At 62.7% G+C, this 26726-nt stretch carries 25 protein-coding genes; 16 read left to right on the top strand and 9 right to left on the bottom strand.

Going from position 1 to position 26726, the window contains the following annotated elements; translation table 11 throughout:
• Positions 1 to 10: 10 nt before the first annotated feature.
• The 3 genes from ACZ5Y5_RS16370 to ACZ5Y5_RS16360 all read right to left on the bottom strand — a co-directional run bounded on the left by ACZ5Y5_RS16370 (position 11) and on the right by ACZ5Y5_RS16360 (position 5120).
• Entirely contained in the window at positions 11 to 1552 is a 1542-nt protein-coding gene (locus tag ACZ5Y5_RS16370) for a right-handed parallel beta-helix repeat-containing protein (RefSeq protein ID WP_464811554.1), read from the bottom strand.
• A gap of 154 nt (positions 1553 to 1706) precedes the next feature.
• Entirely contained in the window at positions 1707 to 4250 is a 2544-nt protein-coding gene (locus ACZ5Y5_RS16365) for a TonB-dependent receptor (protein WP_464811553.1), read from the bottom strand.
• Positions 4251 to 4346: 96 nt separating this feature from the next.
• A complete protein-coding gene (locus ACZ5Y5_RS16360) occupies positions 4347 to 5120 on the bottom strand; it encodes an SDR family NAD(P)-dependent oxidoreductase (protein ID WP_464811552.1) in 774 nt (257 codons plus the stop codon).
• 426 nt (positions 5121 to 5546) lie between these two features.
• Between ACZ5Y5_RS16360 and ACZ5Y5_RS16355 the strand changes: the two genes are divergently transcribed.
• From ACZ5Y5_RS16355 to ACZ5Y5_RS16285, 15 genes are all read left to right on the top strand, one after another.
• Positions 5547 to 7196, top strand: coding sequence for a class I adenylate-forming enzyme family protein (locus ACZ5Y5_RS16355; protein WP_464811551.1), 1650 nt, complete (start codon positions 5547 to 5549; stop codon positions 7194 to 7196).
• Positions 7197 to 7213: 17 nt separating this feature from the next.
• On the top strand, positions 7214 to 8083 hold the full coding sequence (locus ACZ5Y5_RS16350; RefSeq protein ID WP_464811550.1) for an amidohydrolase family protein: 870 nt from the start codon (positions 7214 to 7216) through the stop codon (positions 8081 to 8083).
• Between the two features lie 16 nt (positions 8084 to 8099).
• The gene (locus ACZ5Y5_RS16345) at positions 8100 to 9203 is read left to right on the top strand and encodes a Rieske 2Fe-2S domain-containing protein (RefSeq protein ID WP_464811549.1); all 1104 of its coding nucleotides are present in this window, start codon (positions 8100 to 8102) and stop codon (positions 9201 to 9203) included.
• 53 nt (positions 9204 to 9256) lie between these two features.
• Complete coding sequence (locus ACZ5Y5_RS16340; protein WP_464811548.1) at positions 9257 to 10768, top strand: amidase; 1512 nt, start codon at positions 9257 to 9259, stop codon at positions 10766 to 10768.
• Between the two features lie 17 nt (positions 10769 to 10785).
• On the top strand, positions 10786 to 11544 hold the full coding sequence (locus ACZ5Y5_RS16335) for an SDR family NAD(P)-dependent oxidoreductase (RefSeq protein WP_464811547.1): 759 nt from the start codon (positions 10786 to 10788) through the stop codon (positions 11542 to 11544).
• Positions 11537 to 12865, top strand: a complete 1329-nt coding sequence (locus ACZ5Y5_RS16330) for a spinster family MFS transporter (protein ID WP_464811546.1) — start codon at positions 11537 to 11539, stop codon at positions 12863 to 12865. The genes ACZ5Y5_RS16335 and ACZ5Y5_RS16330 overlap by 8 nt, the downstream gene beginning before the upstream one ends.
• Positions 12858 to 13337, top strand: coding sequence for an Lrp/AsnC family transcriptional regulator (locus tag ACZ5Y5_RS16325; RefSeq protein WP_464811545.1), 480 nt, complete (start codon positions 12858 to 12860; stop codon positions 13335 to 13337). Before ACZ5Y5_RS16330 ends, ACZ5Y5_RS16325 begins: the two co-directional genes overlap by 8 nt.
• Complete coding sequence (locus ACZ5Y5_RS16320) at positions 13334 to 13819, top strand: Lrp/AsnC family transcriptional regulator (protein WP_464811544.1); 486 nt, start codon at positions 13334 to 13336, stop codon at positions 13817 to 13819. The genes ACZ5Y5_RS16325 and ACZ5Y5_RS16320 overlap by 4 nt, the downstream gene beginning before the upstream one ends.
• A gap of 216 nt (positions 13820 to 14035) precedes the next feature.
• Complete coding sequence (locus ACZ5Y5_RS16315; protein WP_464811543.1) at positions 14036 to 15094, top strand: acyl-CoA dehydrogenase family protein; 1059 nt, start codon at positions 14036 to 14038, stop codon at positions 15092 to 15094.
• Entirely contained in the window at positions 15091 to 16269 is a 1179-nt protein-coding gene (locus ACZ5Y5_RS16310; RefSeq protein ID WP_464811542.1) for an acyl-CoA dehydrogenase family protein, read from the top strand. Before ACZ5Y5_RS16315 ends, ACZ5Y5_RS16310 begins: the two co-directional genes overlap by 4 nt.
• Entirely contained in the window at positions 16270 to 16698 is a 429-nt protein-coding gene (locus ACZ5Y5_RS16305; protein ID WP_464811541.1) for a PaaI family thioesterase, read from the top strand.
• Complete coding sequence (locus ACZ5Y5_RS16300) at positions 16695 to 17066, top strand: PaaI family thioesterase (RefSeq protein ID WP_464811540.1); 372 nt, start codon at positions 16695 to 16697, stop codon at positions 17064 to 17066. Before ACZ5Y5_RS16305 ends, ACZ5Y5_RS16300 begins: the two co-directional genes overlap by 4 nt.
• A gap of 19 nt (positions 17067 to 17085) precedes the next feature.
• Positions 17086 to 17913, top strand: coding sequence for an SDR family NAD(P)-dependent oxidoreductase (locus ACZ5Y5_RS16295; protein WP_464811539.1), 828 nt, complete (start codon positions 17086 to 17088; stop codon positions 17911 to 17913).
• A gap of 74 nt (positions 17914 to 17987) precedes the next feature.
• Positions 17988 to 18947, top strand: a complete 960-nt coding sequence (locus ACZ5Y5_RS16290; RefSeq protein ID WP_464811538.1) for a YihY/virulence factor BrkB family protein — start codon at positions 17988 to 17990, stop codon at positions 18945 to 18947.
• 92 nt (positions 18948 to 19039) lie between these two features.
• Positions 19040 to 19372 (top strand): SWIB/MDM2 domain-containing protein, encoded by a 333-nt coding sequence (locus ACZ5Y5_RS16285; protein ID WP_082919786.1) that lies wholly within the window; start codon positions 19040 to 19042, stop codon positions 19370 to 19372.
• A 132-nt stretch (positions 19373 to 19504) separates the two neighbouring features.
• On the opposite strand, the gene ACZ5Y5_RS16280 is transcribed toward ACZ5Y5_RS16285, so the two are convergent.
• From ACZ5Y5_RS16280 to ACZ5Y5_RS16260, 5 genes are read right to left on the bottom strand one after another with little or no spacing between them, the layout of a single operon-like run.
• Entirely contained in the window at positions 19505 to 20281 is a 777-nt protein-coding gene (locus ACZ5Y5_RS16280) for an SDR family NAD(P)-dependent oxidoreductase (RefSeq protein ID WP_464811537.1), read from the bottom strand.
• Between the two features lie 31 nt (positions 20282 to 20312).
• Positions 20313 to 20990 carry a cytochrome b/b6 domain-containing protein gene (locus ACZ5Y5_RS16275; RefSeq protein WP_464811536.1) on the bottom strand — a complete coding sequence of 226 codons (678 nt, stop codon included), beginning with the start codon at positions 20988 to 20990 and terminating at the stop codon, positions 20313 to 20315.
• Positions 20991 to 21004: 14 nt separating this feature from the next.
• The gene (locus tag ACZ5Y5_RS16270) at positions 21005 to 21466 is read right to left on the bottom strand and encodes a c-type cytochrome (RefSeq protein WP_464811535.1); all 462 of its coding nucleotides are present in this window, start codon (positions 21464 to 21466) and stop codon (positions 21005 to 21007) included.
• A 26-nt stretch (positions 21467 to 21492) separates the two neighbouring features.
• Complete coding sequence (locus ACZ5Y5_RS16265) at positions 21493 to 22845, bottom strand: DUF1552 domain-containing protein (protein WP_464811534.1); 1353 nt, start codon at positions 22843 to 22845, stop codon at positions 21493 to 21495.
• Complete coding sequence (locus ACZ5Y5_RS16260; protein WP_464811533.1) at positions 22845 to 24500, bottom strand: DUF1592 domain-containing protein; 1656 nt, start codon at positions 24498 to 24500, stop codon at positions 22845 to 22847. The genes ACZ5Y5_RS16265 and ACZ5Y5_RS16260 overlap by 1 nt, the downstream gene beginning before the upstream one ends.
• A gap of 265 nt (positions 24501 to 24765) precedes the next feature.
• Between ACZ5Y5_RS16260 and ACZ5Y5_RS16255 the strand changes: the two genes are divergently transcribed.
• Positions 24766 to 25839 carry a helix-turn-helix domain-containing protein gene (locus ACZ5Y5_RS16255; protein ID WP_464811532.1) on the top strand — a complete coding sequence of 358 codons (1074 nt, stop codon included), beginning with the start codon at positions 24766 to 24768 and terminating at the stop codon, positions 25837 to 25839.
• Between the two features lie 30 nt (positions 25840 to 25869).
• Here the strand turns inward: ACZ5Y5_RS16255 and ACZ5Y5_RS16250 are convergent, their stop codons facing one another.
• Entirely contained in the window at positions 25870 to 26547 is a 678-nt protein-coding gene (locus tag ACZ5Y5_RS16250) for a TetR/AcrR family transcriptional regulator C-terminal domain-containing protein (protein ID WP_464811531.1), read from the bottom strand.
• Positions 26548 to 26726 lie beyond the last annotated feature (179 nt).

The following is a 26726-nucleotide window of genomic DNA, read 5'->3' as shown; positions in this document are numbered from 1 at the left end:
CCGGAGGCGCCTATCGCCGCGCCTCCGACACGCGGAGCCGTTTGGGTTGTTTGAGGTCGACAAAGGTGCCCAGTTCGCGCCGTAGCATGCCGATCATCCAGGCGCGGTGGCGCGTCAGATAGTCGGAAAAGCCATCGGGCTTTGCGGGATCGAAGGTGGGCACCTGCCAGTCGGAGGGCTGTTCTTCATAGACCGCTTCGATCTTCGCCCCGCCGTCGTCCGGCGCATCGACATGGCTGCCCAAATAGCTGTTGCCCTTGAAGCGGATCGATTCAGCGGGGTCGAAGCCAGCCTTGATCAGATAATCGGGGCCGTTGCGGCCGACCTCGCTGCCGTAACGCGCCCTCCCTGCGACCTTGAAGACATTGTCCTTGAACCGGACGTCGCGGGCCCAGCCGTCCCATTGGGTGGCGACCACCATCTGCACATCCATATCCTTGCCGACATGGATGACGTTTTTTTCGACCAAGGCGTTAGAGACATTGCCCGCGATCTGGAAAATGCGCGTGCCGTCATTGCGGCTGACGTTGAAGCGCGCCGTCGTGCCGTGATTGCCGATATTGCCGGTTTCATCCTGTTTGGGCGAGCAGATCAGCAGGAAGCCGCCGGCATTGTCGTGGCTGTAATTGTAGAGGAAGGTCGTGCGGCGGGAATTGAAGTCTGAATCGAAACCCTGCCCGTCATAGCGGGTCCGCGTATGGGCCGCTTCGTTGAGCTGGATGAGGCTGTTGTCGGTGCTCCATTGCCAGATGCCCGCATTATAGCCGGGCGCGCGGCTGCCTGCGTAGCGGACGATATTATGTTCGATGAGCGCGCCGCTGGTCCCGCGCGGGACGATGCCGTCGCCGCCCACATCCTCCACATAATTGTCGCGAATGACGACCTTCTGGCTGGGAAACCAGTTCAGCGAGGTGACCTGATCGCTGATGCCCGCTATGCCGGATCGATCGACACGCCAGACGATGTTGCGTTCGATGGAAAGGCCCTGAAAGCGGGTCGGCACCCGCTGGCCCGCCGCCCGGAATACGATGCCGCCATTATCCTTGCGATCGTTAGTGCCGCGCACATCATGGATATACATGTCGCTGATGCGGATGCCGCGCGTAATGCCCCGGTCCTCCGCAGACACAAGGACGCCAGTACGCTGCGCCGGGGAGGGAGCGTTGTTCGTGACCTCCAGCCCGCTGATCGTCACATAGTCAGCGTTGATCACGCCGACGCCATAAGGTGAAACGCCCCCAGCATCGATGCGCGCTCGCGGGCCGCCAGCAGCGGAGGTGACGGTGATCGGCGCTTTCTCACTGCCCGAGCGAGTGATGGTAAGCGGTTCTCGCCAGACGGACCCCGCCGTCAGGACGACATTGTCGCCGGGCTGCAACGGAAAGGATGAGACGCGCGCGAGCGACCGCCAGGGCTGTGCCTCGGAGGTGCCACTCAACGCGTCGTCACCCTTCAAGGAGCTGACATAATAGGTTTCGGCTTGCGCGGCGGTGACGAAACCTGCGGACCAGAAGAGCGAGAGGAGAGAGGCGGTTCCGAAGGATTTGAACAATGTCGAGGCTCTCCAACAGCAATCCACGATGCGATTTTACCGGCAAGCGGCTGAATGCGAAGTGAAATGATTGGTTGCGCCGGAAACAAAAAAGGCCCCGCCTCTGGTCCAGAGGCGGGGCATGGGGAGAGGGGGCGTGGCGCCCCGAAAGTCGTTAGAACTTCGCGCCCAGGGTGATGCCGTAGGTGCGCGGTTCGGCATAATAGCCGCCGGCAAAACCAAGCTGGCCATAGTCGATGCTGCGGACGAAATCCTTGGCGTTGGTGAGGTTCTTGACCCACAGCCGAACTTCGCCTTCGCCAGTGCCGAGGGGGATGCCGTCAATGCCGATCTGGGCGTCGATCAGGTCGATATCATCGCCCTTGACCTGTTCGTTGAAGGGCGAGCCGACCGAGCTGCTGAAATTATATTTGCCGTCCTCATGCGTATAGCCGACGCGGCCGCGCAGCGTGGCCTTGCCCCAGTTCAGCGGGAATTGCGCGTTGAGCGCCACATTGGCCGTCAGCGGCGAAGTGAAGCCCGGCGTCACGATCGGCGCGATGTTGACGGGCGGCGCGCCGGGCGTGGGCGATTGGCCGGCCAGGAACTCCTTATAGTTGATGTCAATATAGCCAAGGCTGCCGTCGATCGAGAAATTGTCGGTCAGGACTGCCTGGGTTTCGACTTCAAAGCCATTATAGACGACCTTACCTGCATTGATGATCCGGGTAGCGAAAGTGCCGACCGGCGCATTGGTGACAGGACCGAGTACCGCCAGATCATCATAGATATTATGATAGGCGGCGACGTTGAAGCGCAGGCGACGGTTGAACAGCTCGCTCTTTAAACCGATTTCGTAGGAGGTCACCTTTTCCGGCTTGAAGCTGCCGAGTTGATTGGTGCCGGTGATCGCCGGGTCCTGAGAGTTGAAGCCGCCCGAGCGATAGCCGGTGGCCGCCCGCGCATAGAGGTTGATGCCGTCAGCGACGTCATAACCAGCCATCAGGTTCCAGGTGAACTTGCTGAACTTGGCGCGGCCGGTTTCCGGTGTGGGCGGTGGCAACGCGCCATTCTGGGTGCGCAGCATCATCTTTTCGTCCCAGGTGTAACGGCCGCCTGCGGTCAGGCGGATGCCGCTGTCGCGGCCGCCGGGGTAGAAGGTCGCCTGGCCGTACAGCGCGGTGCTTTCAGCCGACGTCGTGTATTTGAGGCGAGCGCGCGTTTGCACCATCCGGTAACGGGCGGGGTTGGCGGCGGCGAAGGCCGGGCCGAGCGGTCCGAAATTGGCGAGGAAGACGTTGTTGGTGTCGAGGATGAAGCCGCTATTCTGGAAGCCGTTCTCAGACCCCTTTTCCCAGAAATAGAAGCCGCCAACGACCCAGTCGAGCGTGCTGGTGTCGCCAGAGATTTCGACTTCCTGGCTGAACTGCTTGTGACGGCGGCTGTTGGCGACGTCGAACAGATCCTGCGAAACCGTGGGAACCGGGGACGCGGCGATGAAGGGCCGTGCGGCGGCGGGGATCGTCGGAATGAACTGCAGCAGCGAAGCGGGCATGCCGTTGAACAACGTGGCGTTGGTGAAGGCCGGGCCGGAGAAAGCGCCGATGCCGTCCAGGTCGGTCACATTGTCGCTGTTCCAGAAACGATAGCCGGTGGTGGACTTCACCTTGAAGCCGCCAAAGTCGTTCTGCACCTGAAGATTGTGGCCCCAGGTCTTGTCGACGGCACGGCTCAGGATGTTGTTGCACACTTCGTGGCGATAGGTCCGCGACGGCACGGCCAGTGCGGCACATTCAGGATTGGCGAAGGTCGCGCCCGCCAGATATTGGGCGACCGGCGCCTGCTGGGTCACGACGACCTGCTGACCATTGACGGTGATCGGCGGGCGGGGCGTGCCGTCCGCGACGTTGGTCAGGATGAAGGGCAGCGGCGTGCCTTTGATCCGGGTCCAGTCGAAAATATATTGGATGCTGCCGGTGCCGCCGAGATCAATGCGGGCCGCCGCGCGCAGCGCGTCCGACTTGCGCGCGCCCGGATCGCGGGAATCGCGGGGCTGCAGGATATTGTCGATGACCCCGTCGCGCTCGCTATGGCTGTAGGAGAAGCTGGTCGAAACGCCTGCAATCTCACCCGGATCGATCGAGATCTTGCCGTTCCAGGCGTTGAAATTGCCGTAGCCAGCCTCGGCCTTCAGCCGGAAGTCTGACGAGGGCGAACGGGAGATGAAATGAACCGCGCCGCCCGTGGTGTTGCGGCCGAACAGCGTGCCCTGCGGGCCGCGCAGCACTTCGACGCGCTCAATGTCCATGACGTTGAGGCCCATCGCGCCGCCGCGTGCGATATAGATGCCATCGACATAGAGGCCGTTCGCGGCATCGACGCCGAAGCTTTCGCTGCCGCCGTTGGAAATGCCCCGCATGGAAAAGACTGCGGCGCTGTTGCTGGTGGTCCCCTGAGTGATCACGACATTGGGGGCGAGGCCGCTGAGGTCGCGGCTGTCTTTCACGCCCAACTGCTCGATCTTTTCGGAGCTGATGGCGCTGATCGCGATCGGCACATCCTGAAGATTCTGCGCGCGCTTCTGCGCGGTTACGACGATTTCTTCGAGGCCCGGTTCGGCAGCCGTTGAGGCTTCCTGCGCCATTGCCTGAGTTGCAATTGCGAGGCTGCTGACTCCGACGATGAGATGCAGCGCCGCATATCCATATGTTCTTGCCATGATCTTCTCTCCCTTGATCTTATGGACGTGTTGATTGGTTCACGCCGAGGATGAGACGGCGCGTTGTGTAAGTTGTCGGTACGTGAGGATTGAGTATTAGGAAGGCATGTAGAGTTGTGCTGCCTTTCCTCCATCTACCGGCAGAGCCGTTCCTGTTATGTAACTTGCCGCATCCGACAGCATGAAGACGATCGCCTGCGCCAGTTCTTCGGGCTGGCCGCCGCGCTGCATGGGGATGGCGGCTGTCGTCCGCTGCGCCGTGTCGGCCGACAAGGCGGAAAACTGCTCCGTCGGTGCGGTCTGGACCTGGCCGGGGATGATCGCGTTGACCCGGATGCCGAGCGGCGCCCCCTCCATCGCCGCGGCGGCGGTGAAATGCACCAGCGCCGCCTTCGATGCGGAATAGCTTGCCATGTTGACGGTCGCCCGGATGCCGCAGGTCGATGCGATATTGACGATCGATCCTTTCCCCGCTGCCGCCATGACCTTCATCGCTGCCTTCGTGCTGACGAACGCGGCATCGCAATTCACGGCGAAATCCTTGCGCCAATGGTCAAGGGTCAGCTTGGCTATCGGCGCATAATGCGTGGACATCGCGTTGTTCACGAGCATGTCGAGACGGCCGAATTCCTCCGCCGTTCCCGCGATCATGGCGTCCAGCGCATCGCTATCGGCGACGTCGAGCTGAACGGCCTTTACGCGGCCGCCCTGCGCCGTGATCCGTTCGCGTGCGCTATCGAGCAGTGCTTGCCGCCGTCCGCAGATGACCACTTGCGCGCCACGCTTCGCTAACAGGGCGGCGGTGGCTAATCCGATGCCGTCGCTGCCGCCCGTTATGATTGCGACGCGCCCTTCAAAATCCTCGCTCATTCGACGTCGAGTCCTCGCCAATGCTGAATCGCCCCCTGCCTCGGGAGGCGGTGCGTTGCGACTCAAGATCATCCAAAATTCGGAATTTGTAAACTCAAATATTCCGAATATCGTTGTTCAAGGGCATCGCTGGCGAGCTTTCCGTTAGGGAGGGAGGTGCTCATGCCGGAGCGGTGGAGTAGAAGATTATTCAGGAAATATAGCGGCTTTCGGCGAGTTTCGGTGGATATTGGGTGAGCTGAATGGCTGCCTTCAACGCTGCGGAAAAAAATTATAGTTGAATTACGCGAATGGTGAAATACACTCGGGTGCAAGAACAAGCATGAGTCGAGGACGCAGGATGTCGGGATCGAACAGGGGCCAAGGCTCCGCACATGACTCTCCCGTCGAACAATCCCGCGGCGGCGCAGTGATCCCGAGGATAGCATGAGCAAGATCGATCCTATTTTCGCGGCAGTCACCGCGCCGGGCACGCCCTTCGAAATCGGTGAGCAGGAAGGGCTGCGCTTCTTCGTGAACGCGCCTTCCGACCTCAATCAGCTGATCGAAAGCGCCCGCCGGTTTGGGGATCAGACCTGCATTGTCGATGGCGACGGCCCTGAAGGCGAGCGTCGGTTGAGCTATGCAGAGGTCTTCGCATGGCGGGACAGGCTGGCCGCGCATCTGGAGATCGGCCGGGGTGACCGCGTCGCCATCTGCATGCGAAACCGGGCGGAATGGATGGTCGCCTTTCTGGCGGTGATGAAGCTGGGCGGCGTCGCGGTTCTGCTCAACAGCCGTGGTTCTGCTTCAGAACTGGCCGCGATGGTGGAGGAGGTGACACCCGCCTTGGTGCTGGCCGATACGGAACGGGCGGTGTTGCTCCGCGATGGCGGCTATGAAGGCCGGGTGATCGATGTGACGAAGCCGCTGGAGGATCGAGGCGAGGCGGCTGGCGACGGCCTGATCGCCAAGCCGGGAGACCCCTGCGCCATTCTCTTCACTTCGGGCACGACCGGAAGGGTGAAGGGCGCGGTGTTGTCGCACCGCAGTCTGATCACGGGGCTTTTGGGCACACAGCTCACCGGCTCGATGGTGCTGCACAATATGGCGCGCGAATATGGCATGCCGGTCGAGACGCTGGCGGCGCAGGTGCCACCCCAGGCGATTTTGCTCGTCTATCCGCTCTTTCATATTTCAGGTCTGGGATCGGGCTTTCTCGCGCCGCTGCTGTCGGGCGGCAAGATCGTGATCATGCGCCGCTGGGACGCGGAAGAGGCGGTGCGCGTGATCGAGCGCGAGAAGGTGACGCAGCTTTCGACCGTTCCCACCATGTTGTGGGACATGGTCCATCGCGCGCGATTGGCAGACGCCGACCTTTCTTCTGTCCGCAACATCGGTTCGGGCGGGCAAGCGCTGCCGCTCAACCTGCTGGAGGAGGTGCGCAAGCTTTGCCCCCATGCGATGCTCGGGACCGGCTATGGCATGACGGAGACATCGGGCGCGATCGCGCAGGCGGTGGGCGCAGACTTTCTGGCTGCGCGAGCCTCTGCGGGACGGGTGTTGCCGCTGGTCGATCTGCGGATCGAGCGGGAGGATGGGACGGTCTGCGGCCCGAATGAAACTGGCGAGATCATCGTGCGCAGCGCCATGATCATGAGCGGCTATTGGAACCGGCCGGAGGATACGGCCAAGACCTTCACGGCGGACGGTTGGCTGCGCACGGGCGACATCGGTTACCAGGATGAGCAGGGCTATATCTTCATCGTCGATCGCGCGAAGGACATGGTCATCTCCGCCGGCGAGAATATCTACTGCGCCGAGGTCGAGCGGGTCTTGAGCGAAATGCCGCAGATCACCGAATGCGCGACGTTCGGCATTGCCGACGACCGGCTGGGCGAGGCGTTGGTCGCGGTGGTGCAGGCTGAGGGTCTGGACGAACGCAGCATCATCGACTGGGTGGCGGAGCGGCTGGCGCCTTACAAAGCGCCGGTACGGGTCGCCTTTTCGCGCGAGCCTCTGCCGCGCACCCAGTCCCAGAAGATCAACAAGATCGCGCTTCGTGCGCTGTGGCCGCAACTGGCCGCGAACAACTGAAACAGGAGAGTTTCGTCATGGGCATGCCCAAGGACATAAAAATCATCGATTGCATGCTGGGCATTCCGGAAGCGGAGGATCGTTCCGCCTGGTTCGATCCTTTCCGCCCGCTGATCAAGGACCAGCAGACGCTGCAGCAGTTCGCCATGCCGGCGCAATATATGTTCAAGGACATTCCGCAGACCGGCAAGGTCGATGATTTCGTGTCCTGGACCGTCGAGCAGATGGATCAATATGGCATCGACAAGGCGCTGGTCGGCTGGAACGACAATGCGACGTCCTACCGGGCGAAGGAAATGTACGGCGATCGCTTCTTCTTCGATCTGCCCTGCGATCCCAACAAGGGCATGGAGGAAGTGCGCCGCATCAAGCGCATCCATGCCGAGGTCGGTCTGTCGGCGATCAGCGTTTTTCCGGCGGGCACGTTGCCGCAGGTGGCGATCAATCACAAATATATGTTCCCGCTCTACACCTGCGCGGCGGAATTGGGGCTGCCGGTGCTGCTGAACGCGGGCATTCCCGGGCCGCGCATTCCGATGGAGACGCAGAAGGTCGAGCATCTGGACGAGGTCTGCTGGTTCTTCCCGGATCTGAAGGTCGTTATGCGTCATGGCGCGGAGCCATGGGAGGCGCTGGCCGTCAAGCTGATGCTGAAATGGCCGAACCTCTATTATTCGACCAGCGCCTTTGCGCCCAAACATTATCCCAAGGCGATCATCGACTACGCCAATACGCGCGGCGCGGACAAGATCATCTATGCGGGATACTTCCCGATGGGCCTCAGCCTGGAGCGTATCTTCAGCGATATGCAGAATGTGCCTTTCAAGGACGAAGTCTGGCCGAAATTCCTGCGTGAGAACGCGATCAAGGTCTTTGGCCTGAACTAAATCAACGGAGCTTTCCATGTCCAACACCGAAACCGCCGCCGCGACCGATGCGCGGACGCCTCCTGTCGCCGTGTGGCAGATCCTCGAAAAGCTGAAAGGGCAGGACCTGCTCGACTGGCGACTGGCCGAAGTGAAGGACCGCGCTTCCATTGAAGAGCGTAACCTCAATATCGGCATTCCTTTTGGCTGGTATCCGATCCTCCTGTCTTCGGAACTGCAGGTCGGAGAGGTGAAGCCGCTGCGCTATTTCTCGCAGGATCTGGCGATCTGGCGCGGCGAGGACGGCAAGGTCCGCATGCTCGACGCCTATTGCAAGCATCTGGGCGCGCATATGGGCCATGGCGGCAAAGTGCACGGCAATCTGCTGGAATGCCCCTTTCACGCGTGGCGCTATGATGGCGACGAGGCGGTGGTGAAGGACGTGCCCTACGCCCGCAATATCCCGCCGCAGGTGAAGCGCAAGTGCACGCGCAATTGGCACATTACCGAAGCCAATCGCTTCATCTGGGCCTGGTATCATCCGCAGGATGTCGCGCCGCTGTTCGAAGTCGCGATATTGCCCGAGGCGAGCGATCCGGAATGGACCGACTATGAGGTTCATGAGTGGAATGTATGGGGTTCGCTCCAGAACATGGCGGAAAATGGCGTGGATGTTGCGCATTTCCGCTTCATCCATGGCACGGCGAATGTGCCGCTGGGCGAACTGCGCTGGGGCGATTGGGGTCGCGGCGCGGATGTGAAGGCGAAGATGGGCACGCCATGGGGCGAAGTGGATGGTTGCATCAGCTATGACACGATGGGGCCGGGGCAGAGCTGGACGCGCTTTACCGGCATTTCGGAGACGCTGCTGGTCGCTTGTCTCGCTCCCGTAGAGCTGGACCATGTCCATGTGCGCTTCTGCTTTACCCAGCCCAAGGCGCAGGCCGAGGGCGAGCGCGCGGGCGTTGCGCGGGCGATCATTCGCGACATTTGCAAGCAGTTCGATCAGGATAAGGTGGTATGGGACCGGCAGAAGTTCGAGCCCAATCCGATCATCTGCGATGGTGACGGGCCGATCCCGCAGTTCCGCAAATATTATGCGCGCTATTATGCGGATCAGCAGGGTATCGCCGCCGAATAAGTTACCGTGTGCGGAAACGATAACGACAAGCCAACCCGCAGGAGTGGATATAAATGAACATGACACGCCGGGAAGGCATGGCGGCTGTTGGCGCGGCGGCGCTGTTGGGGGTGGCGGGCGCGGCGAAGGCTGCCGCTAAGCGCTCCAGCCCCCTCGACACGCATGACGCGATGGGTCTGGCTGAGCTTGTCGCCAAGCGCCAGATATCGCCAAGCGAATTGCTGGAGGCCGCAATTGGCCGGGCGGAGGCGCTCAATCCGCGCTTCAACTTCATGGCGCAGAGACATTATGATTATGGGCGGGCGGCGATTGCCAAAGGGCTTCCGCAGGGGCCGTTCAGCGGCGTGCCTTGGCTGCTGAAGGATCTGAATACTTATATCGCGGGACTGCCGACCGAGAATGGCAGCCGCTTCTACAAGGGCTATCGGCCGCAAGTGACGTCGGAGTTGGTCCGGCGTATCGAAAGGGCGGGCTTTGTCATCTTTGGCAAGACGACGGTGCCCGAACTAGGGCTGACCGGCACGACCGAGAACAAGCTGACTGGCGACACGCGCAATCCGTGGAACGTCAGGCATATCACCGGCGGGTCGTCGGGCGGGGCGGCGGCGGCCGTGGCGGCGGGTGTTCTGCCTGCCGCGCATGCGACGGACGGGGGCGGATCGATCCGCATCCCGGCGTCCTGCTGTGGCCTGTTCGGTCTGAAGCCGAGCCGGGGCCGCGTGCCGATGGGGCCGCCGCGTACGGAAGGCTGGGGCGGGCTGTCGGTGCATCATGCGGTGACGCGGAGCGTGCGGGATAGCGCCGCGATACTCGACGCGACGCAGGGGCCGGAGCCGGGGAGCCGCTATGCCGCACCCACGCCTGCGGAGAGTTTCCTGTCGCAGGTCGGCGAGGCGCCGGGACGGCTCCGCATCGCCTTGATGCTGGACGCGCCGGCAGGATCGCCGGTCGACCCCGAGTGCATCGAAGCCGCGCGCAAGGCCGCGCGCCTGTGCGAGAGCCTGGGCCATCATGTCGAGGAAGCCGCGCCCAAGCTGGACGTTGCGGCGATGGGTGCGGCCAGTTTCGCGCTGATCGGCTCGTCCGTCGCGGCGGACATGATGGACCGGGCCAAGGCGACAGGCGTTGCCATCGGTCCCGACGTGCTGGAGCCGATCACGCTGGGCTTCGTCGGTTACGGCCAGAAGGCAACGGGCATGGACTTTGCGCGCGCCAACAACACGCTTCAGGCGGCGGCGATCAGCATGGCGCAGTTCATGGCGAACTATGATGTCATATTGTCGCCGACGCTGGCGGCTCCGCCGCTGGAACTGGGCAAGATCAACCTGTCGCCCGATGTGGATTTCGCGGCCTGGGGGCAGCGTGCCGCCACTTTCTCCCCCTTCACTCAGATCGCGAACATGACCGGCCAGCCCGCCATGTCGGTGCCGCTGGCGACGGCAAAGAACGGCCTGCCCATCGGCGTCATGTTCATGGGCCGATATGGCGATGAGGCATTGCTGCTCCGCCTCGCGGGTCAGTTGGAAGCCGCCGCGCCGTGGAAGAACAGGCGCCCGGCGCTGTAATATTTCAGGAGAAGATGATGCGTGGACTGGCAGGCAAAGCCGGGATCGTTGCAGGCGGTGGACGCGGCATCGGTGCGGCGACGGCGCGGCGGCTGGCGGCGGAAGGCGCTGGCGTCGTGATCGGCGACATCGCCGAGGACTGGGCGATAGAGACCGCACGCGCCATTCGGGACGAAGGCGGGCGGGCGATCGGCGTGCACCTCGACGGCACCAAGGCCGCATCGCAGGCCGCGATCGTCGAGGCGGCGCTGGCCGAATTCGGGCGGCTCGATTTCTGCCACAGCAATCTGGCGGGCGGCACGGAAGGCGATATCGATGTGCTGAACTGCAGCGAAGAGGTGCTCGACCGATCCTTCGCCATCAATGCGAAAAGCCACTTCCTCGCCACGCAGGCCGCCTTGCCGGTGCTGATCGAGCGGGGCGGCGGCACGATGATCTATACATCGTCGGGCGCGGCGATTTCGGGCAATCCGCTGCAGGTCGCCTATCCCATGACCAAGAATGCGCTGCACGCACTGGTGCGCCATGTCGCGCGGAAATTCGGCAAGCAGGGTATCCGTGCCAATGGCATCTGCCCCGGCGTGGTTCTGACCGAAGCGGTCGCCCAGCATCTGACGGAGGATTATGTAACCTCGATGCTGCAGAGCATCCCGCATCGGCGGCTGGGCCAGCCTGATGATATTGCCGGAGCGGTTGCCTTCCTGGCTTCCGATGACGGCGAATGGGTGAATGGGCAGTTGTGGCATGTGAATGGCGGCTCGCTGCTGCGTGACTGATACACGCCCTGCTTCCAACCCATGGGTGGTGCTTGCCACGCTGTTGGCGATCTACATCGTCAACTATGCCGACCGCTATCTGATCACGGGCTTGATCGGGCCGATCAAGGCGCAGTTCGGGATCGGCGACGCGATGGTCGGCATGTTGATGGGGCCTGCCTTCGTGCTGCTCTATGTCATCCTTGGCGTGCCCTTTGCGCGGCTGGCGGATCGAACATCGCGCGTGCAGGTCATTGCGGCGGGCTGTGTCCTGTGGAGCGGCGCGACGATCGCGACCGGCATGGCGAGCGGTCCTGTCAGCTTGACGCTCGCGCGCGTTGCCGTGGGAGTGGGGGAGGCGGCGTTCGTCGCGCCCGCCTATTCGCTGCTGTCCGATTATTTCCGGCCTGAACGGCGCGGCCTGGCCTTCGCGATATTGGGACTGGCCGCCTATGTGGGGCAGATTGCGGGGCAAGCGGGTGGTCCAGCAATCGCGGCGCAGCATGATTGGCGCATGGCTTTTTACAGCATGGGCGCCATCGGGCTGCTTCTGGGCTTTGCCGCGCTGCTGCTGATCCGTGAGCCGCGGCGAAGCGGGGGCGGCAAAGGGACGGTGGAGGCGCTGCCGCTTGGTCAATTGGCGCGATGCCTGGTGCGGAGCCCCGCTTATCTGTTCATGATGTTCGCCTTTGGCTTTGGCGTTCTGTCCGGTGTCGCCTTCGGCTATTGGGGTCCCGAGCTGTTCACGCGCGCCTATGGGCTGGACCCGGTGGCGGTGAAGTCCGCCTTCGCCATGAACTTTGGCCTGTCAGGACTGGTCGGGATGTTGCTGTTCGGCGCATTGTCCGACCGGCTTGCGCGGCGAAGCATGATATGGCCCTGTCGCCTGTCCGCTCTCGCCCTGGGTGCCGCCACTTGCGCCATATTGATGGCGAGTTGGGCGGGCAGCTTTGGCATTGCGCGGCTGGCGGCGATACCGGCTGGTTTGCTTGGCGGCGGATGGTCGGTCGGCTTTCTTGCCACGCTGCAATATATGCTGCCGCCGCGCATCCGGGCTGCATCGACGGCGCTGTTCCTGGCGGTGACGACCTTGCTCGGCTTTTTCGTCGGGCCATGGGCCACCGGCGCTTTGAGCGAAATGATGGGCCATGATGCCGCCGCGCTTCGTCTGGCCTTGACGTTGATCATTCCGTTCGGCTTCCTGTCGGCCTTGCTGGGCTGGGCCGCGGCCGGACGGGTGGAGCGGGATCGGGACGCGTTGCATGACGCGCTTTCGATTCGACCTGCTGACCCTTTGCTGGCAAGACCAGCAGCAGAAAGGGGTTGTGAGGTGTATGAGTGAGACTTTCATGTTCGACGAGACGGATCGAAAGATCGTCGAACAGTTGCGGCTAAATGGGCGGGCTACCAATCAGCAGATTGCTGAATCTCTCAACCTGATCGCTTCCACCGTTTCCACGCGCATCCGGCGGATGGAAGATGCGGGCATGCTGCGCGTCGTCGCGGTGTCCGACTTTGCCGTGCATGGCTATCATGTCCTCATTCATCTGGCGATCCAGGTCAGTGGACGATCGGCCTTGGACGTGGCGGAAGATCTGGCTGTTTTCCCTGAAGTCTTCGCTGCGCATCTGGTCACGGGCAGCTATGAAATAAGCCTGCTTCTGACCCTCAGAGATATTGACGAGCTGCCCTCGCTCATCACCGAGAAACTGTCGAAGGTGGCGGGCATCAAGTCTATGACGCCGGCCATCGGCCTGGATATAGTCCGCTACGGCCTGGACACGGCCCCCGTCGAGAGCAGGAGGCTCGCATGAGCAAGCCGGATCTGGATGAACTTGATCACCAGCTGATCGATATATTGGCGCAGGATGCGCGTGTCTCCAATCGCAAGATCGCCAGTGACCTTGGCGTCAACGAAGGGACGGTCAGGGGCCGGATCAAGCGGTTGCAGCAGGAAAGGCTAATCTCCTTCACCGCGCTAACCGGATTGAAGCTGGAGAAGGCGACCAATCTCGCCTTCATCGCTGTGCAGGCCGATGTGGCCCATGTCCGGCAGATCGCACGTGACATCGCGCATATTCCGCTGGTCAAGGCGGTGATGATCACGCTCGGCCAATTTAACATCATGGCAACTTGCCTCTATGATGATCTCGATTATCTGCAGCGCCTTGCGTCGGGACAAATCCTGTCGATGCCCGGCGTCAACCATGTCGAAACATCGTTGGCGGTCAAAACGGTGAAGTTCACCAACCGGGTGGTCCGGATCACGGAAGCGCCGAGCGCTGCCGAGGCTTAGGCTACCGCAATTACATGCGGAAATTATTTTATTCTAAATTCCGCAAATCGATGCTTGAAATCCGTTTTGTGCTAATATAGCACGATATCTAGATGGCGCGCTTGAGTGAAAGTGTGCCGCATAAGTGGGGAGGATGCGCCGATCAGCGGCGCCCATCGGCCTCGTTCCGCCTCCGGCAGGAACAGGCGCCCTGACGGGATATTGAAGGCGGCCGAAATGGAATTCGCATTTACCGACGAACAGCAGATGATCGCGGAGACGGCACAGGCCTTCTTCGCTGAAAACGCCACAAGCGAACGCACGCGAAAAGCGATGGCCGGCGACGGCATCGACCAAGCACTGTGGATCGCCTTTTGCCAGGAGCTGGGCCTGTCGGGCATCGGGCTTCCCGAAGGCGCGGGTGGTGCGGGGCTGGGCATGGTCGAACTCGCGATCATTGCGGAAGCCGCGGGCGCGCAGGTCGCCGCTTTCCCGATGCTCGGCAGCCTGGTGCAGGCAGGTCAAGCGATCGCGGCTGGCGGAAGCGAGGCGCAGCGTGCGGAATGGCTGCCCCAGATCATCTCCGGCGATGTGGTAGCCGGCTATTTCCACGATGCGAGCCTCCAGTCGCAGGGGAACCGGCTGACCGGCGGATCGCGTTTTGTCACGCATGGCGCCAACGCCGACCTGTTCGTCGTCACCGACACGCGACAGGTCTGGATCGTCCGCGCGGATGCGCCGGGGGTAAGTATCGATACCCAGACGAGCATGGATCAGACCCGCCCCTTAGCCCATGTGCAGCTGAAGGACGTTCCGGGCGAACCTCTGCCCGACGCAGCCGCTGCATTGGCCGCCGCGCATCGCGCTGCCTTCATCGCCGTGGCGGCGGAGGCATTGGGGGGCGCGCAGGCATGTCTGGACCGCACCGTCGCCTATTCCAAGGAGCGCATCCAGTTCGGTCGCCCGATCGGCTCCTTCCAGGCATACAAGCATCGGCTGGCTGACATGATGATAGAGATCGAGCAGGCGCGCTCGGCCGTCTATTGGGCCGCCTGCGCCGTCGATGAAGCATCGGACGAGGCGGCGATGGCGATCCATGCGGCCAAGTCCTTCGCCGCCGACACGTTTTTTCGCTGCGCGGGGGACATGATCCAGCTTCATGGCGGCATCGGCTTCACCTGGGAGCATGACGCGCACCTCTTCTTCAAGCGCGCCCGATCGCTCCAGACGATGTTGGGCAGCGGCAACTGGCACCGCGAAAAGATCGCCACGATGATCCTGGGAGAAGCAGCATGAAACTCGGTTTTTCCCCGGAAGACGAACTGTTTCGCCAGGAATGCGCGGATTGGCTGAACGGCCAGATGTCGGGTGAATTCCGCGACATCAAGGGCGTCACGAAACTGACCGGAAGCCCCGAGCGGCGCAAGGAATGGGAGCAGCAGCTCGCCGCCTATCGCTGGTCCTGCATCGGCTGGCCGAAGGAATGGGGCGGCCGCGACGCGACGCTGGCCCAGCAGGTGATCTTCGCTGAGGAATATGCCCGCGCCGGAGTGCCTGGACGCGTCAACCACATCGGCATCGAACTGGCTGGCCCGACCATCCTCACCTTCGGCACGCAGGAGCAGAAGCAGCGCTTCCTGCCCGGGATCGCGGCGGGCAAGACGATTTTCTGTCAGGGTTTCTCTGAACCCAATGCGGGGTCCGACCTGGCCAGCGTCCGCACCAAGGCGCGGCTGGAAGGCGACGAGTGGGTGGTAAACGGACAGAAGATCTGGACCAGCCTGGCGCATATTTCCGACTGGATCTTCGTCGTCACGCGCAGCGAGGAAGGGTCGCAAGGTCCAAAGGGCCTGACGTTCCTGATGATGCCGATCGATCAGCCGGGCATCGAGATCAGGGGCATCCGCCAGATCAATGGCGATGCGGAGTTCAACGAGACCTTCTTCACCGATGCGCGCTGCCCGGCGGACAGCCTGATCGGCGCGGCGGGAGACGGCTGGCGCATTGCGATGGGCTTGCTGGCGTTCGAGCGCGGCGTATCGACGCTGGGACAGCAGATGGGTTTCCGCAACGAGCTGGACGAGATCATTGCGGCGGCCAAGGCCAATGGCGCGGCCAATGATCCGCTGATCCGGCAGCGGCTGGCGAAGGCGGAAGTCGGGCTGCGGCTGATGCGCTATGGTGCGTTGCGGATGCTGTCGCAGACGGATCATTCGCGTATCGACGGCGCGGCGCTGACCTACAAAATCCAATGGGCGAGTTGGCGGCGAAACCTTGGCGAGCTGGCGATGGACGTGCTGGGGCAGGGCGGCGAGATTAGCGATCATGCGGATTATGAGTGGGATACGCTGCCCAATCTGTTCCTCTTTTCGCGATCCGACACAATTTATGGCGGCACCAACCAGATTCAGCGCAACCTGATTGCAGAACGCGGGCTGGGTTTGCCGCGCGAGCCGCGCGGGACAGCCTGAGTGGCACAGGAAGATGATGCCTTCGAGCGGCTGAAGAACCTGCCGCCGCGGGGGCATCATGCGCTGTTGGGCATCTATACGGTGGACAATGGACCCGATTGGGCGGAGCTGGCCTGTCCTTTCGCGCCTGGATTCCTCATGGACGCAGAGGCGGGGCTGGTGTCGTCCGGTCCGATCATCTCGCTGGTCGACGCGGCAGCGGGCGCGGCGATCATCGCGCGGACGCGGCAGTGGCGGGGCATGGCGACGCTGGACCTGCACATCGACTATCTGCGGCCCGCTCGTGCGGGGCAGACCATCCACGCGCGGGCGCACTGCCATCATGTCACCCGCAAGGTCGCCTTCACCCGTTGCGATGTCCATGACGGCGATCCGGCCAGTCCGATCGCCGCCGCCACCGCCAGCTTTTTCTTCACGGAAGAGCCATGATCGCGCGCACGCCCTATGCGCAGATGCTCGGCATCCGGAGCGTCACCACGGACGATGGCGCTGTGACGCTGATGATGCCGGCCACGCCTTCGCTCGAAGGCCGCACGGGCTTTCTTTATGGCGGCGTCATCGCCAGCCTGTTGGAGCTGGCCTGCCTGGAGGCTGTCGCACAAGAGCGCCGGGAGCCCTGGCCCAAGCCGATCAACATGTCCTTCGACTTCCTGCGGGGCGGGCTGATGATCGACAGCTATGCGCAGGCGCGGCTCGTGCGTGTCGGTCGCAGGGTCGTGAATGCGGATGCGATATGCTGGCAGGGGGATCGCGACAAGCCGATCGCCACCGGGAGGATGCACCTGCTGCTGGATTGAAGAACGGGAGGGGAGGAGCATGAAGCTGTTGGACGGCCGCGTGGCCATCATCACCGGGGCGAGCCGTGGCATTGGCGCTGCCATCGCCCGCCGCTTCGCCGCCGAGGGAGCAAAGGTCGCGATCGTCGCGCGCACCCTGGAGCCGGGCGGGGGCGAGCTGACCGGCTCGCTTGCCGAAACGGCAACGCACATCAGGGCCGCTGGCGGCGAGTGCCTGCCGATCCAGGCCAATCTGGCTGATCCTGTTGATCGGGCGCGGATCGTGCCTGCTGCAGTGGAGCATTTCGGGGGGCTCGACATCCTCGTCAACAATGCCGCCTGGTCCCGCTTCGTACCGATCTGGGAGGCGCAGCCGAAGCATTTCCACCTGGCCTTTCAGATGAACCTGCATGCGCCGCAGGAACTGTCCCAGCAGGCGCTGCCGCATCTCCGTGCGCAGGGAGAGGGATGGATCCTCAATATTTCGAGCGCAACGGCGGACCTGCCGCCACCGGCGCCTTACGATGAGGATGATCGCTATATCCGCTTCAATCGGGATGGCCATGCGACGCTGTATGGCACGACCAAGGCGGCGCTCGACCGTTTGACCGCTGGCTGGGCGGTGGAGCTGTCGCGGGAGAATATCGCGGTGAATTCCCTGGCGCCCGTCGGCGCGGTTGCCAGCGAGGGAGCGCTGGCGGTCGGTGGATGGGACGAGCGCGACCATATCGAGCCGGTGGAGGCAATGGCGGAAGCGGCGCTTCAACTCTGCCGCCGGCCGGCGAGCGAACTCAGCGGCAATGTCGTGCGCAGCCTGCCCTTGCTCGATAGGTTGCAGGTGTCCGTGCGGGCGCTGGACGGGCGATAGTCGCAAAGACAGGTTAGGCTCTGGATCAGTCCGGCCTCTCAAATGTTTGCTCCCCGACAGAGAAGGGAGTGAACATGCCAGCACAGGAAAGCGGCCGGGGCAGGACGGCGCAAAGCCCGCGGGAGATGCCGCGCAAGGCGTGGCGCGACATCCTGCTCCGCACCTGGAATGAAAGCAGCACCGACAATGTCGGGCTGGTTTCAGCCGGGGTCGCCTTTTACGGCTTTCTGGCCTTCGTTCCGACCTTGGCCGCGCTGGTGCTGTGCTATGGCCTGTTCGCCGATCCTTCGACCATTGCCGACCATCTCCGATCGTTGTTCAGGCTGCTGCCAGAAGAAGCTGCGCGTCTGATCGGCGAGCAACTATTGTCGGTGACCAATAGCGGTGCTGGCAAGAAGGGCTTCGGCCTGATCGCCTCGCTCGCCTTGTCCATCTATGGCGCGATGAACGGGGCGAGCGCGATCGTGACGGCGGTGAACATCGCCTATGATGAGGACGAGAGCCGCAGCTTCATCAAGCTGACGGGGCTCGCCTGTCTGATAACGATCGGCTTGTTGATTGCCGGGGTGGTCGCCATTTTCGCGATCGCGGCGCTGGCATTTCTGGAACAGCTGCTGCCCGGTGCACCTGACATCATCATAACGGCGATCCGCGTCGGCTTCTGGCTGCTCGCTGCGCTTGCCGCGAGCATGATCCTGAGCATGATCTACCGCTATGCGCCCGACCGGCATCATGCGCAGTGGCGCTGGCTGACACCCGGATCGGTGTTGGCGACGGCCGGGTGGCTGGCGGTCAGCCTGGGCTTTGGCATTTATGCAGCGAACTTCGGCAATTATGGTGCGACCTATGGTGCGCTTAGCGCGGTGGTCGTCACGCTGATGTGGCTTTATCTGTCCGCTTATATCCTGATCCTGGGAGCCGAGCTGAACAGCGAGATCGAACATCAGACGGCTGAGGATACGACGGTCGGCCATCCCAAGCCGATGGGCGAGCGCGAAGCCTATGTTGCGGATACGGTCGGGAAAGTGCCCTGAGCGCCAATGATTGCACGCTTTCAGGCAACTTTTTCGCTCCTCACGACTTAGCCTGATCATCAACTGCCAAGCGTTTAGCAAGGGAGATTTTCATGGCGCGGACTCGTGAACAGCGTGGCGAGCAGGAAACCAAAGCGGCGGTCGCCAAGGTGAAGAAGACGGGAAAGCCCACTGGCGGCGCGCGCGGGGGTATCACCGCGCCTGTGACGCCCTCTCCCGAGCTGGCCGACATCATCGGAGACAAGAAGATCCCGCGCAGCGAAGTGGTCAAGAAGATCTGGGCTTATATCAAGGCCAATGACCTTCAAAATCCCAAGGATAAGCGTGAGATACTGGCCGACGACAAGCTGGAGAAAATCTTCGGCGGCAAGAAGGCCAGCATGTTCGAGATGAACAAGCATCTGGCCAAGCATCTGCAGGCCTGACGGGATCAGGACGCTTCAGACGTCATATCCGAGTTCAGCTCGCTGTAATGGACAAACAGAAAAGGCCTCCTTCCCGGTTGAGGGGAGGAGGCCTTTGAGCAAGCCGGTCCTCAAAGAGAGACCGGCCTATGATCAGGCGCGCATCAGCGAACCGCCGTTCACGTCAATGATCGAGCCGCTGATCCAGCGGCCGTCATCCGAAAGCAGCAGGGCCACCACCGCGGCATGATCTTCGGATTCGCCCAGCCGGGTGTGGGGCGTCTTCGCCATGTAGAAGTTCGCCCATTTTTCCGCTTCAGGGCCGTTGGCTTCCATCTGCTTCTTCATTTCCCCGGTAACGGTGAAACCCGGTGCAAGAACATTGGCCGTCAGCCCTTCCTTGCCCCAGCGCGACGCGACGTGACGCATCAGGGCGTTCACCCCCGCCTTCGTCATCGCATAGGAAGGGCGGGTAGGCTCAGCGCCATGGGCGGCGCCGGAACTGGTGTAAACGATCGCCGATTCCTTGTTCTTCAGCAGATGCGGCAGAACGGCGCGCGTGCACAGCAGGTGCCCACGCAGGTTGACCGCGACCGTGCGGTCGAACACGGCGAGGTCCAGGGCGAGAGCGTCGGAATCCTCCATGATCACGCGCAGATCGGCAGCGTTGATATGCGCGCCGTCCAGACCGCCAAGCTGGTCGACGGCCGCCTGAACGGCGTCATTGACCGACTTTTCGTCCGAAATATCGACATGCACGGCGAAAGCTCCGTTGCCTGCCGCCTGTGCAGTCGCTTCTGCACCGGCCAGATTGATGTCGGCGGCGCAGACCCGCGCGCCTTCTTCGGCCAGGCGCTTGACAGTCGCCGCCCCAATGCCGGTGGCGCTGCCCAAAACGATGATGCGGCGGTCCTTCAGTCTGCTGTTCATTACACTTCTCCGATAATTCTTTGCTCTGTGATCAGGCCCGGCCGAATTGCGCGATCAGCAACCAAGTGCCGCCTGCGACCAGCAGGAAGATCACTAGCGCCATCCATGCAGGCGCGAAACGCAAAACCGGCTGTTCGCCAGTCCATCGCCGCGATCCGCTGATCATCGGGCCGACAAGGTTATCGCGGCGATGGATCAGGTAAAAGAGGATCGCCACGACATGCAGGGCCGTCAGCGCCAGGATGATGTTGAAGACAAACGCGTGCCATTCCGCCGCGACCCGTCCGGTGTCAAAATCGACCAGATAGGCGAAGGGGCCGGATTCCATGCCGTCGATATCGACCGAGAAGAAGCCGAGGCCGACTTGCGTCGCCAGCAGCGCAATCATCGCCAAAACGCTCCAGCCGCCAACCGGATTATGACCGGGCGCCGGAGCCGCCCCCCGGTTGAACATATGACCGCGCACGTAGCGGAACAGCTTTCCGGGCCCACCCACGAAATGGGAAAAGCGAGCGGTGCTGCTGCCCGCAACGCCCCAGATGAGGCGGAAGAGCAGCAGCGTGAAGATGCTGTATCCTGCGAGCCGATGCCAATCGAGCATCCGTTCTTCCGCCGTCCACCAGGCGAGCCCCAGCAGGGGCACCAATGTCCAGTGGAACAGACGGGTTGGCAGGTCCCAGATGCGCAGGCGCGCAGGCGCGCTGCTCATGTCCGCCTCCGCCATCAAAGCTCCGCGCGGAAACGGTCGTGGCAACTCTTGCAGGCGCCGCCCAGCGTGTTTCGTGCTGCGCTGAGGCCGGCAACGTTGCCGCTCGCGGCGGCAGCGTCCAGCGCGCGCGCGGCGGTGATCATGTCGCCCTGAAGCTTCACGAAGGCGGCGTTATCCTTCCAGATTTCGGGCTTGGCGCGGGTCTTGAGACCGGCCTCCGGACCGCTGCCCTTCGGGAAATATTTGGGCAGCAGTGCGGCGCGTGCGGCGATGTCACGCGCCAGCGGCTTGACGCTGTTCATGTCGGGCGCGCCCGACTTCAGCTCGTCATTGATGCTTTTGAATGCTCCGCCGATCTCCTTGTAGCTCGCCTGGCGGGCCTTGATCGCGTTGGTGACTGCAGGCGCCGCAGCGTAGGCGGCGTAGCTGGCCAGCATGCCGAACGCCAGGAAAGCCGCGGAATAGGATCGCTTCATCTTTTGCCTCATTGTTGCTGTCATCGTCAGGCGAGTATTTCGCTCACCGGCCGTTTGGTGTTCATGGCGTCGAGCCCCCAGGAATCCACAGGCATTCCCATCACTTGCTGAAGGGTCAGGCCGACACGGCTGATCGTCTCTCCACCGCCCTGGATATGCAAGCCGGATTTCACCTTTCCGCCGGCCTTGCCCGCCAGCATCACAGGGATGCCCAGGACGTCATGGTTTTTCGCATAGGATACGTCCGAATGCGCGAAGACCAGCATATTGTCGAGCAGGGTGCCATCGCCTTCCTTGACGGCGGCCAGCGCGGAAACGAAGTCCGCCCAGGCTTCCATGTTGCGGGTGGCGAAGAAATCGACCGTCGGCTGATAGCCGATGGAGCGGTCGATCAGTTCCTCATGCGTGCTTTGATGATAGCCGGTCGTCTGACCCGCTTGCCGCAAGTCGGAGGCGGCGGTGGAAAAGGTCATGTTGAACACGCGCGTCTGGTTGCAGGCGAGCGCCATCGCCAGCATTTCCGCCATCAGGCGATGATTATTCTTCCGCCGATCGACATCGGTGATGTCCCCCGACACGGCGGGCGCTTCTTGCGGCACGACGCAGGCTTCGGCCGGCGGGGGCTTCTGCAATTGCAGCGCCAGCTTTCCTTCCATCTCGCGGACCGAGGTGAAATATTGATCGAGCCGGGCCTTGTCGGAAGCACCCAGACGCTTTTGCAGCGCCTGGCGCTGCTCCGTCACGCCTGACAATACGCTGCGGCGTACCATGATGCGGGGGTCGGGCGTGAAATCCGCCTTGTTGGGATCGTTGAAATCCTGCCCGAAAATCTTGCGGTAGAACTCAACCGCGCTGGGCGTCGCGGAGTTCATGCTGCGCCCGTCGCGGAAGGAGTAGCTGGTGCGCGAATCACCGTCCGCCGACAGTTCGAGCGAGCGGAAGAAGGAACCGCCGCCGATCGCGTCGGCGATCAGCACATCCAGCGTGGGGGCGCGGATGCCGAGCCAATCGTCGGTCGGCGCACCTGTTCGCACGGCGGTATTGCCCGACAGATGAGGCAGGTTGCCCTTCCCATCCAGCAGCACGTCGAAGCCGGTCAGGACGCTGACATGCTGCTTCACCTTGGCGATCGGCGCCAATTGCGGCGGCAGGTCATAGTCCGCGCCCACTGTCTTGGGTTGCCAGCGGTCGGGGATCATGCCGCATCCCCAGAACCAGGTGCCGAAGCGCACCGGCAGCCTGCCTCCGCCCAACGTGGCGGCGAAGGCCGTGCCATTATCGTTCAGGAAAGCGTCCAGCAACGGCAGTCCGAGGGTGACAGCACCCCCGCCGAGTACGCCCCGCAGCAGGAATCCCCGCCTAGTCGTTCCATCAACCATCAGCCAGACTCCTTGGTTCTACGGACAATCGCGGCGCGGCGATCCGGTACGAGGCGCGGCATCGCAAAGAGCGCCGGATCGAGCGCTATGGCGCGCATCAGGGCAGTGAAGCGGTAGCCGTCCGTGGTGAAATTCTGATTCAACCGCGCAATGTCCGCGCTGTCGGTTTTAGCCGGATTGCGGCCATGCGCATAGCGCCAGGCCGACTGGACCAGGCAGCTGCTGACGCGCGGATTGTCGTGGAACAGACGGCCCAGCGCCGCAGCGCCATCGAACGCCTGCTTTTCGAAATCACCGGTGACGTCGATCGTCTCGTCATGCTCGACCTTGCGGAACTGGCCCGCGCCGTCGAACTGCTCCAGGCCAAGGCCAAGCGGATCGGTTTTGCGGTGGCAGCTCGCGCATTCCTCATCGTCAAGATGCGCCTGAAGTCGCGCACGCGTGGTTTTCAGCGTCGGGTTGTCGACATTCTGTACCACGGCGAAATTGACATTGGCGGGCGGGGCAGGGATTTTTTCACACAGGAATATTTCCCGCAGCGCCACGCCGCGCAATGTCGGGGACGTGCGGCCCGGATGCGAGTGCTGCGACAAAAGGCTGGCATGCGTCAAAAGCCCGGCGCGGGGATCGCCCTGCGGGAACTCATGAATGTACCAATCGGCTTTAGTCACCGGTATATCGTAGATTGGGCCCAGCGACCGGTTCATGGCGATGGCGCGCGTGGTGAAAAGATCGCGATAGTCGCCCTTTTGCTCGACCAGCAGCCAATTGATCGTGCGGAGCGTCTGCTCACGCAGTCCGGTCGCAACCGTGCGCGAGAAGGCGGGATAGATCAGCGAGTCCTTCGCCAACTCGTCCATGCCGTCCAGGCGAAGATAGTCGGTGAAGAAGGCGCGGACCCCCTGTTCAAAGCGTGGCGAGGCGATCATGCGGTCGACCGCCTTCGCAAGGCCGGCCTTTGTATCCAGCGCGCCGCTGGCCGCCTCGTTGAGCAGCGCCTGATCGGGCGTAGTGTTCCAGAGAAGGAAGGACAGGCGGCTGGCCTTCGACCAGGCATCGACACTCCGCCGCGACGGGGCCGGGCGATCGACACGGAACAGGAATTCGGGGCTGGTCAGCATGCCCGAGAGCGTCGCGGCCAGACCGGCGTGGAAGCTGCCGAGCGTGCTGGCGGCGGAAACCGTCTCATTTGTCAGCGCGGTGATTTCCGCTGCCGCCATGGGCCGCCTGTAAAGCTGCGGCCCCACATGTTCGATGAAGCGGCGAGCGCAGGCAGCGCCATCCTTGTCGGCGGCCGACGGTTCGCATCCGACCAGCTTGGCCCGGTGCTGTTCATCCGTCACCTGGGCCGCGATATTGCGCGCCAGCCCTTCATATTGTTCCAGCCCTGCAGCCGTGACGGAAACCGCGCTGGTGCCGACCGCTTGCAGCCCATCGATGCGCAGATCGGGTTCGAACCGGCCGACAACCTTGATGTCGTGTCCGAAAATGTCCGCGATTACGCTGCGATACTGGCTTTCGGTCAATCGCCGAAGCTGGCTGGCCGGGGTGCTGCTGTGCGCTTCGTCCGCCCGCGCCCCGTTGAACGCGATGCTGAGGCCCAGCGTCAGGCAAGCACCTGCAAGCGTGAGCGAGGAAAGGGTGCGCAACTTCATTTTCGCACGCCTGGCCAGGGCGCGACCGCGCTGATGTGGTCCGTGGAACAGCCCTCGGCGTCCTCTCTCACCTTCATATATCCTCTCGCACGCTCAGTAATCGGCTTAGCCCTTTCAGATGACGCTTCTCCCGATCATCGGCCACCCCAATTTCGATCAGGGGGCGCGGCTTTTTCGGGCAGCCTCTTTTTGAAAGTCCGATAATTGGGAGATTTATCTCATCACCCATATCCGCTAAAGTGATCGAAAATCAGGGGAAGAGAAGGTGCGCTCCGCAGAGCCCAGACAGAGCGAATGGCATTTGGCCGAAAGCGTCGCCGAACGTGTTCTGGCGATCTATGCCGATGTCTTCGGATCCACCGCCCCATTGTTCCGCCATGTAGGGCGAGCGGAAGATGAGGGGCTGTCACTGTGCGACCTGCCTGTCACGGATCTCGCGCGCATTACCAGCAGGGCCACCAATGAGCTGGCGGGGAGGGATGCGTTGCTGGCGGGGCATCAAACCTTGCGCCCCTGCGACTGGCGGGTGGTTCTATACAGCCTGACCGGGGCACGAACCTTGCGCGAAGCGATCATGCGCTGTTGCGAATGTTTCGAGGCGATCGACTGGCGATGCGGCAAGATGACGCTGCGCACGCATGGCGACGGCGCACAGCTGCAACTCCAAGCGATCCGTTCGGGCGGATCGACGCCCGCGCGCTGCCTGATCGACCTGTTTGGAATGATGGAGATACATGGCTTGCTGGGTTGGCTGATCGACCTGCGTATTCCTGTTCGCCACGCTTGGCTGAGCCACTCGGCTGATGTTTTTGGCGCCCTCGACCTGCCCGAATTGCCCTTTCCGGTGCGGCTGAACGAAGGATGGAGCGGCTTTGATTTCAGTGCCGCCTTGCTGGACTATCCGGTCGTCCGGACTGGCGATGAGCTTGACCGGCGGCCGGTGAACAATCTGTTGTTCGTGTCCGGCGTTCGGGAAGCGGATCGGCAGCCTGCCGAAATGCGTGTCCGGAGCATCGCGATGGCGGCGCTGCGAAATGCCGGCCGTTTGCCCGCTTTCGGCGAGATCGTCAGCAGCCTGGGCGGGAGCGAAGCCACGCTGCGCCGCCAACTTGCGCGGGAGGGCACAAGCTATCGGCAGGTGCGCGAAAGCTGCCGCCGTGAGCTGGCCCTGCATCTGCTGCGTAGGACCGGCATGTCCATCGAGGAAATCGCCGTCCGGTTGGATTATTGCGATTCCGATGCTTTCCGCCAGGCGTTCCGGACATGGACCGGGGACTCTCCCACGGCCTACCGTCAGGGAAGCGCCGCCATTGTGCGGGAGCCAGAACTAGCGGCGTAACCGCTTGCCGCTTGTGAGCGTCGGGCGCTACTAGCTGCGAGGGGTGCCGCCGACGCGCTTCTGGGCGTCGATGCCGTCGAGCAACATCTGAAGCGATCGTTCCCAATTTTCCGGGTCAACGATCGCCGCGAAGCTCTCCAGGTTGGCGACCAACAGGGGCAGTTCGGCAGTCGGGCGGCTGTTCACCGTGTCACGCACGCTCGCGGAATAATCCGCGGCGTAGGATCGCGCATGGGACGCAAGTACCGCCGATCCCATGACCAGAGTGTCGATCGCCTTCAGGATGCTGAGCGCTTCCGCGGCCGCAAAGCCATGTTTCGTCATGGTTTCGAGCCAGCTTTCGACGCTGTCGATCTTGATGGCGGGGCTGAGCTTTCCGTTCATCACCAAGGGCAATAGCTGGGCGTCGCTGCGGAAGAGGTCATAAGCCGCGCGGGCATAGGCGAGGGCGTAGTCGCGCCAGTCCTGGCCCACATCCTCGGGGAATGGCTGAGTGCTGATCGCGTGGCGCGCAGCGAGGCTGATCAGTTCCTCGCGGCCCTTCACATAATTATAGAGGACTGCGACACGCACGCCGAGCCGTTCCGCCAGCGCAGACATCGTCAAATCCTCCAGGCCAAGGGCGATCGCCGCCTCGACCAGCTGACTGGTCGTTAGCCGTCGCGGGCGGCCTGCACGCTTGGCAGGGACGGCGGGTGGCTGGGTCAATCTGGCTTCCCTGGCTTCGTTGAACATGCGGCCTCACCGGCGCGGCCGTGGCCTCCATGCTGATCCGCAACGGTCTGCGCAAGGGCGGAGCTGGAGGAAAGGGAGTGTCGGCCCAAAAAGCAGAACCCTGCCCTCGCGGAGGCGAGGACAGGGTTCAGTTCTCGCAGTTCCGGCATTCT

Source organism: Sphingobium sp. TomTYG65 (assembly GCF_055395525.1).
The sequence above is the reverse complement of the archived record's forward strand: the minus strand, read 5'-3'. Positions and strand labels throughout refer to the sequence as shown.

Excerpts from the sequence above, each read along its gene's own strand:
- ACZ5Y5_RS16365 (WP_464811553.1), bottom strand. The coding sequence starts at position 4,250 with ATGGCAAGAACATATGGATATGCGGCGCTGCATCTCATCGTCGGAGTC.
- ACZ5Y5_RS16360 (WP_464811552.1), bottom strand. The coding sequence starts at position 5,120 with ATGAGCGAGGATTTTGAAGGGCGCGTCGCAATCATAACGGGCGGCAGC.
- ACZ5Y5_RS16355 (WP_464811551.1), top strand. The coding sequence starts at position 5,547 with ATGAGCAAGATCGATCCTATTTTCGCGGCAGTCACCGCGCCGGGCACG.
- ACZ5Y5_RS16350 (WP_464811550.1), top strand. The coding sequence starts at position 7,214 with ATGGGCATGCCCAAGGACATAAAAATCATCGATTGCATGCTGGGCATT.
- ACZ5Y5_RS16345 (WP_464811549.1), top strand. The coding sequence starts at position 8,100 with ATGTCCAACACCGAAACCGCCGCCGCGACCGATGCGCGGACGCCTCCT.
- ACZ5Y5_RS16340 (WP_464811548.1), top strand. The coding sequence starts at position 9,257 with ATGAACATGACACGCCGGGAAGGCATGGCGGCTGTTGGCGCGGCGGCG.
- ACZ5Y5_RS16335 (WP_464811547.1), top strand. The coding sequence starts at position 10,786 with ATGCGTGGACTGGCAGGCAAAGCCGGGATCGTTGCAGGCGGTGGACGC.
- ACZ5Y5_RS16325 (WP_464811545.1), top strand. The coding sequence starts at position 12,858 with ATGAGTGAGACTTTCATGTTCGACGAGACGGATCGAAAGATCGTCGAA.
- ACZ5Y5_RS16320 (WP_464811544.1), top strand. The coding sequence starts at position 13,334 with ATGAGCAAGCCGGATCTGGATGAACTTGATCACCAGCTGATCGATATA.
- ACZ5Y5_RS16315 (WP_464811543.1), top strand. The coding sequence starts at position 14,036 with ATGGAATTCGCATTTACCGACGAACAGCAGATGATCGCGGAGACGGCA.
- ACZ5Y5_RS16310 (WP_464811542.1), top strand. The coding sequence starts at position 15,091 with ATGAAACTCGGTTTTTCCCCGGAAGACGAACTGTTTCGCCAGGAATGC.
- ACZ5Y5_RS16300 (WP_464811540.1), top strand. The coding sequence starts at position 16,695 with ATGATCGCGCGCACGCCCTATGCGCAGATGCTCGGCATCCGGAGCGTC.
- ACZ5Y5_RS16295 (WP_464811539.1), top strand. The coding sequence starts at position 17,086 with ATGAAGCTGTTGGACGGCCGCGTGGCCATCATCACCGGGGCGAGCCGT.
- ACZ5Y5_RS16290 (WP_464811538.1), top strand. The coding sequence starts at position 17,988 with ATGCCAGCACAGGAAAGCGGCCGGGGCAGGACGGCGCAAAGCCCGCGG.
- ACZ5Y5_RS16285 (WP_082919786.1), top strand. The coding sequence starts at position 19,040 with ATGGCGCGGACTCGTGAACAGCGTGGCGAGCAGGAAACCAAAGCGGCG.
- ACZ5Y5_RS16280 (WP_464811537.1), bottom strand. The coding sequence starts at position 20,281 with ATGAACAGCAGACTGAAGGACCGCCGCATCATCGTTTTGGGCAGCGCC.
- ACZ5Y5_RS16275 (WP_464811536.1), bottom strand. The coding sequence starts at position 20,990 with ATGAGCAGCGCGCCTGCGCGCCTGCGCATCTGGGACCTGCCAACCCGT.
- ACZ5Y5_RS16270 (WP_464811535.1), bottom strand. The coding sequence starts at position 21,466 with ATGAAGCGATCCTATTCCGCGGCTTTCCTGGCGTTCGGCATGCTGGCC.
- ACZ5Y5_RS16265 (WP_464811534.1), bottom strand. The coding sequence starts at position 22,845 with ATGGTTGATGGAACGACTAGGCGGGGATTCCTGCTGCGGGGCGTACTC.
- ACZ5Y5_RS16260 (WP_464811533.1), bottom strand. The coding sequence starts at position 24,500 with ATGAAGTTGCGCACCCTTTCCTCGCTCACGCTTGCAGGTGCTTGCCTG.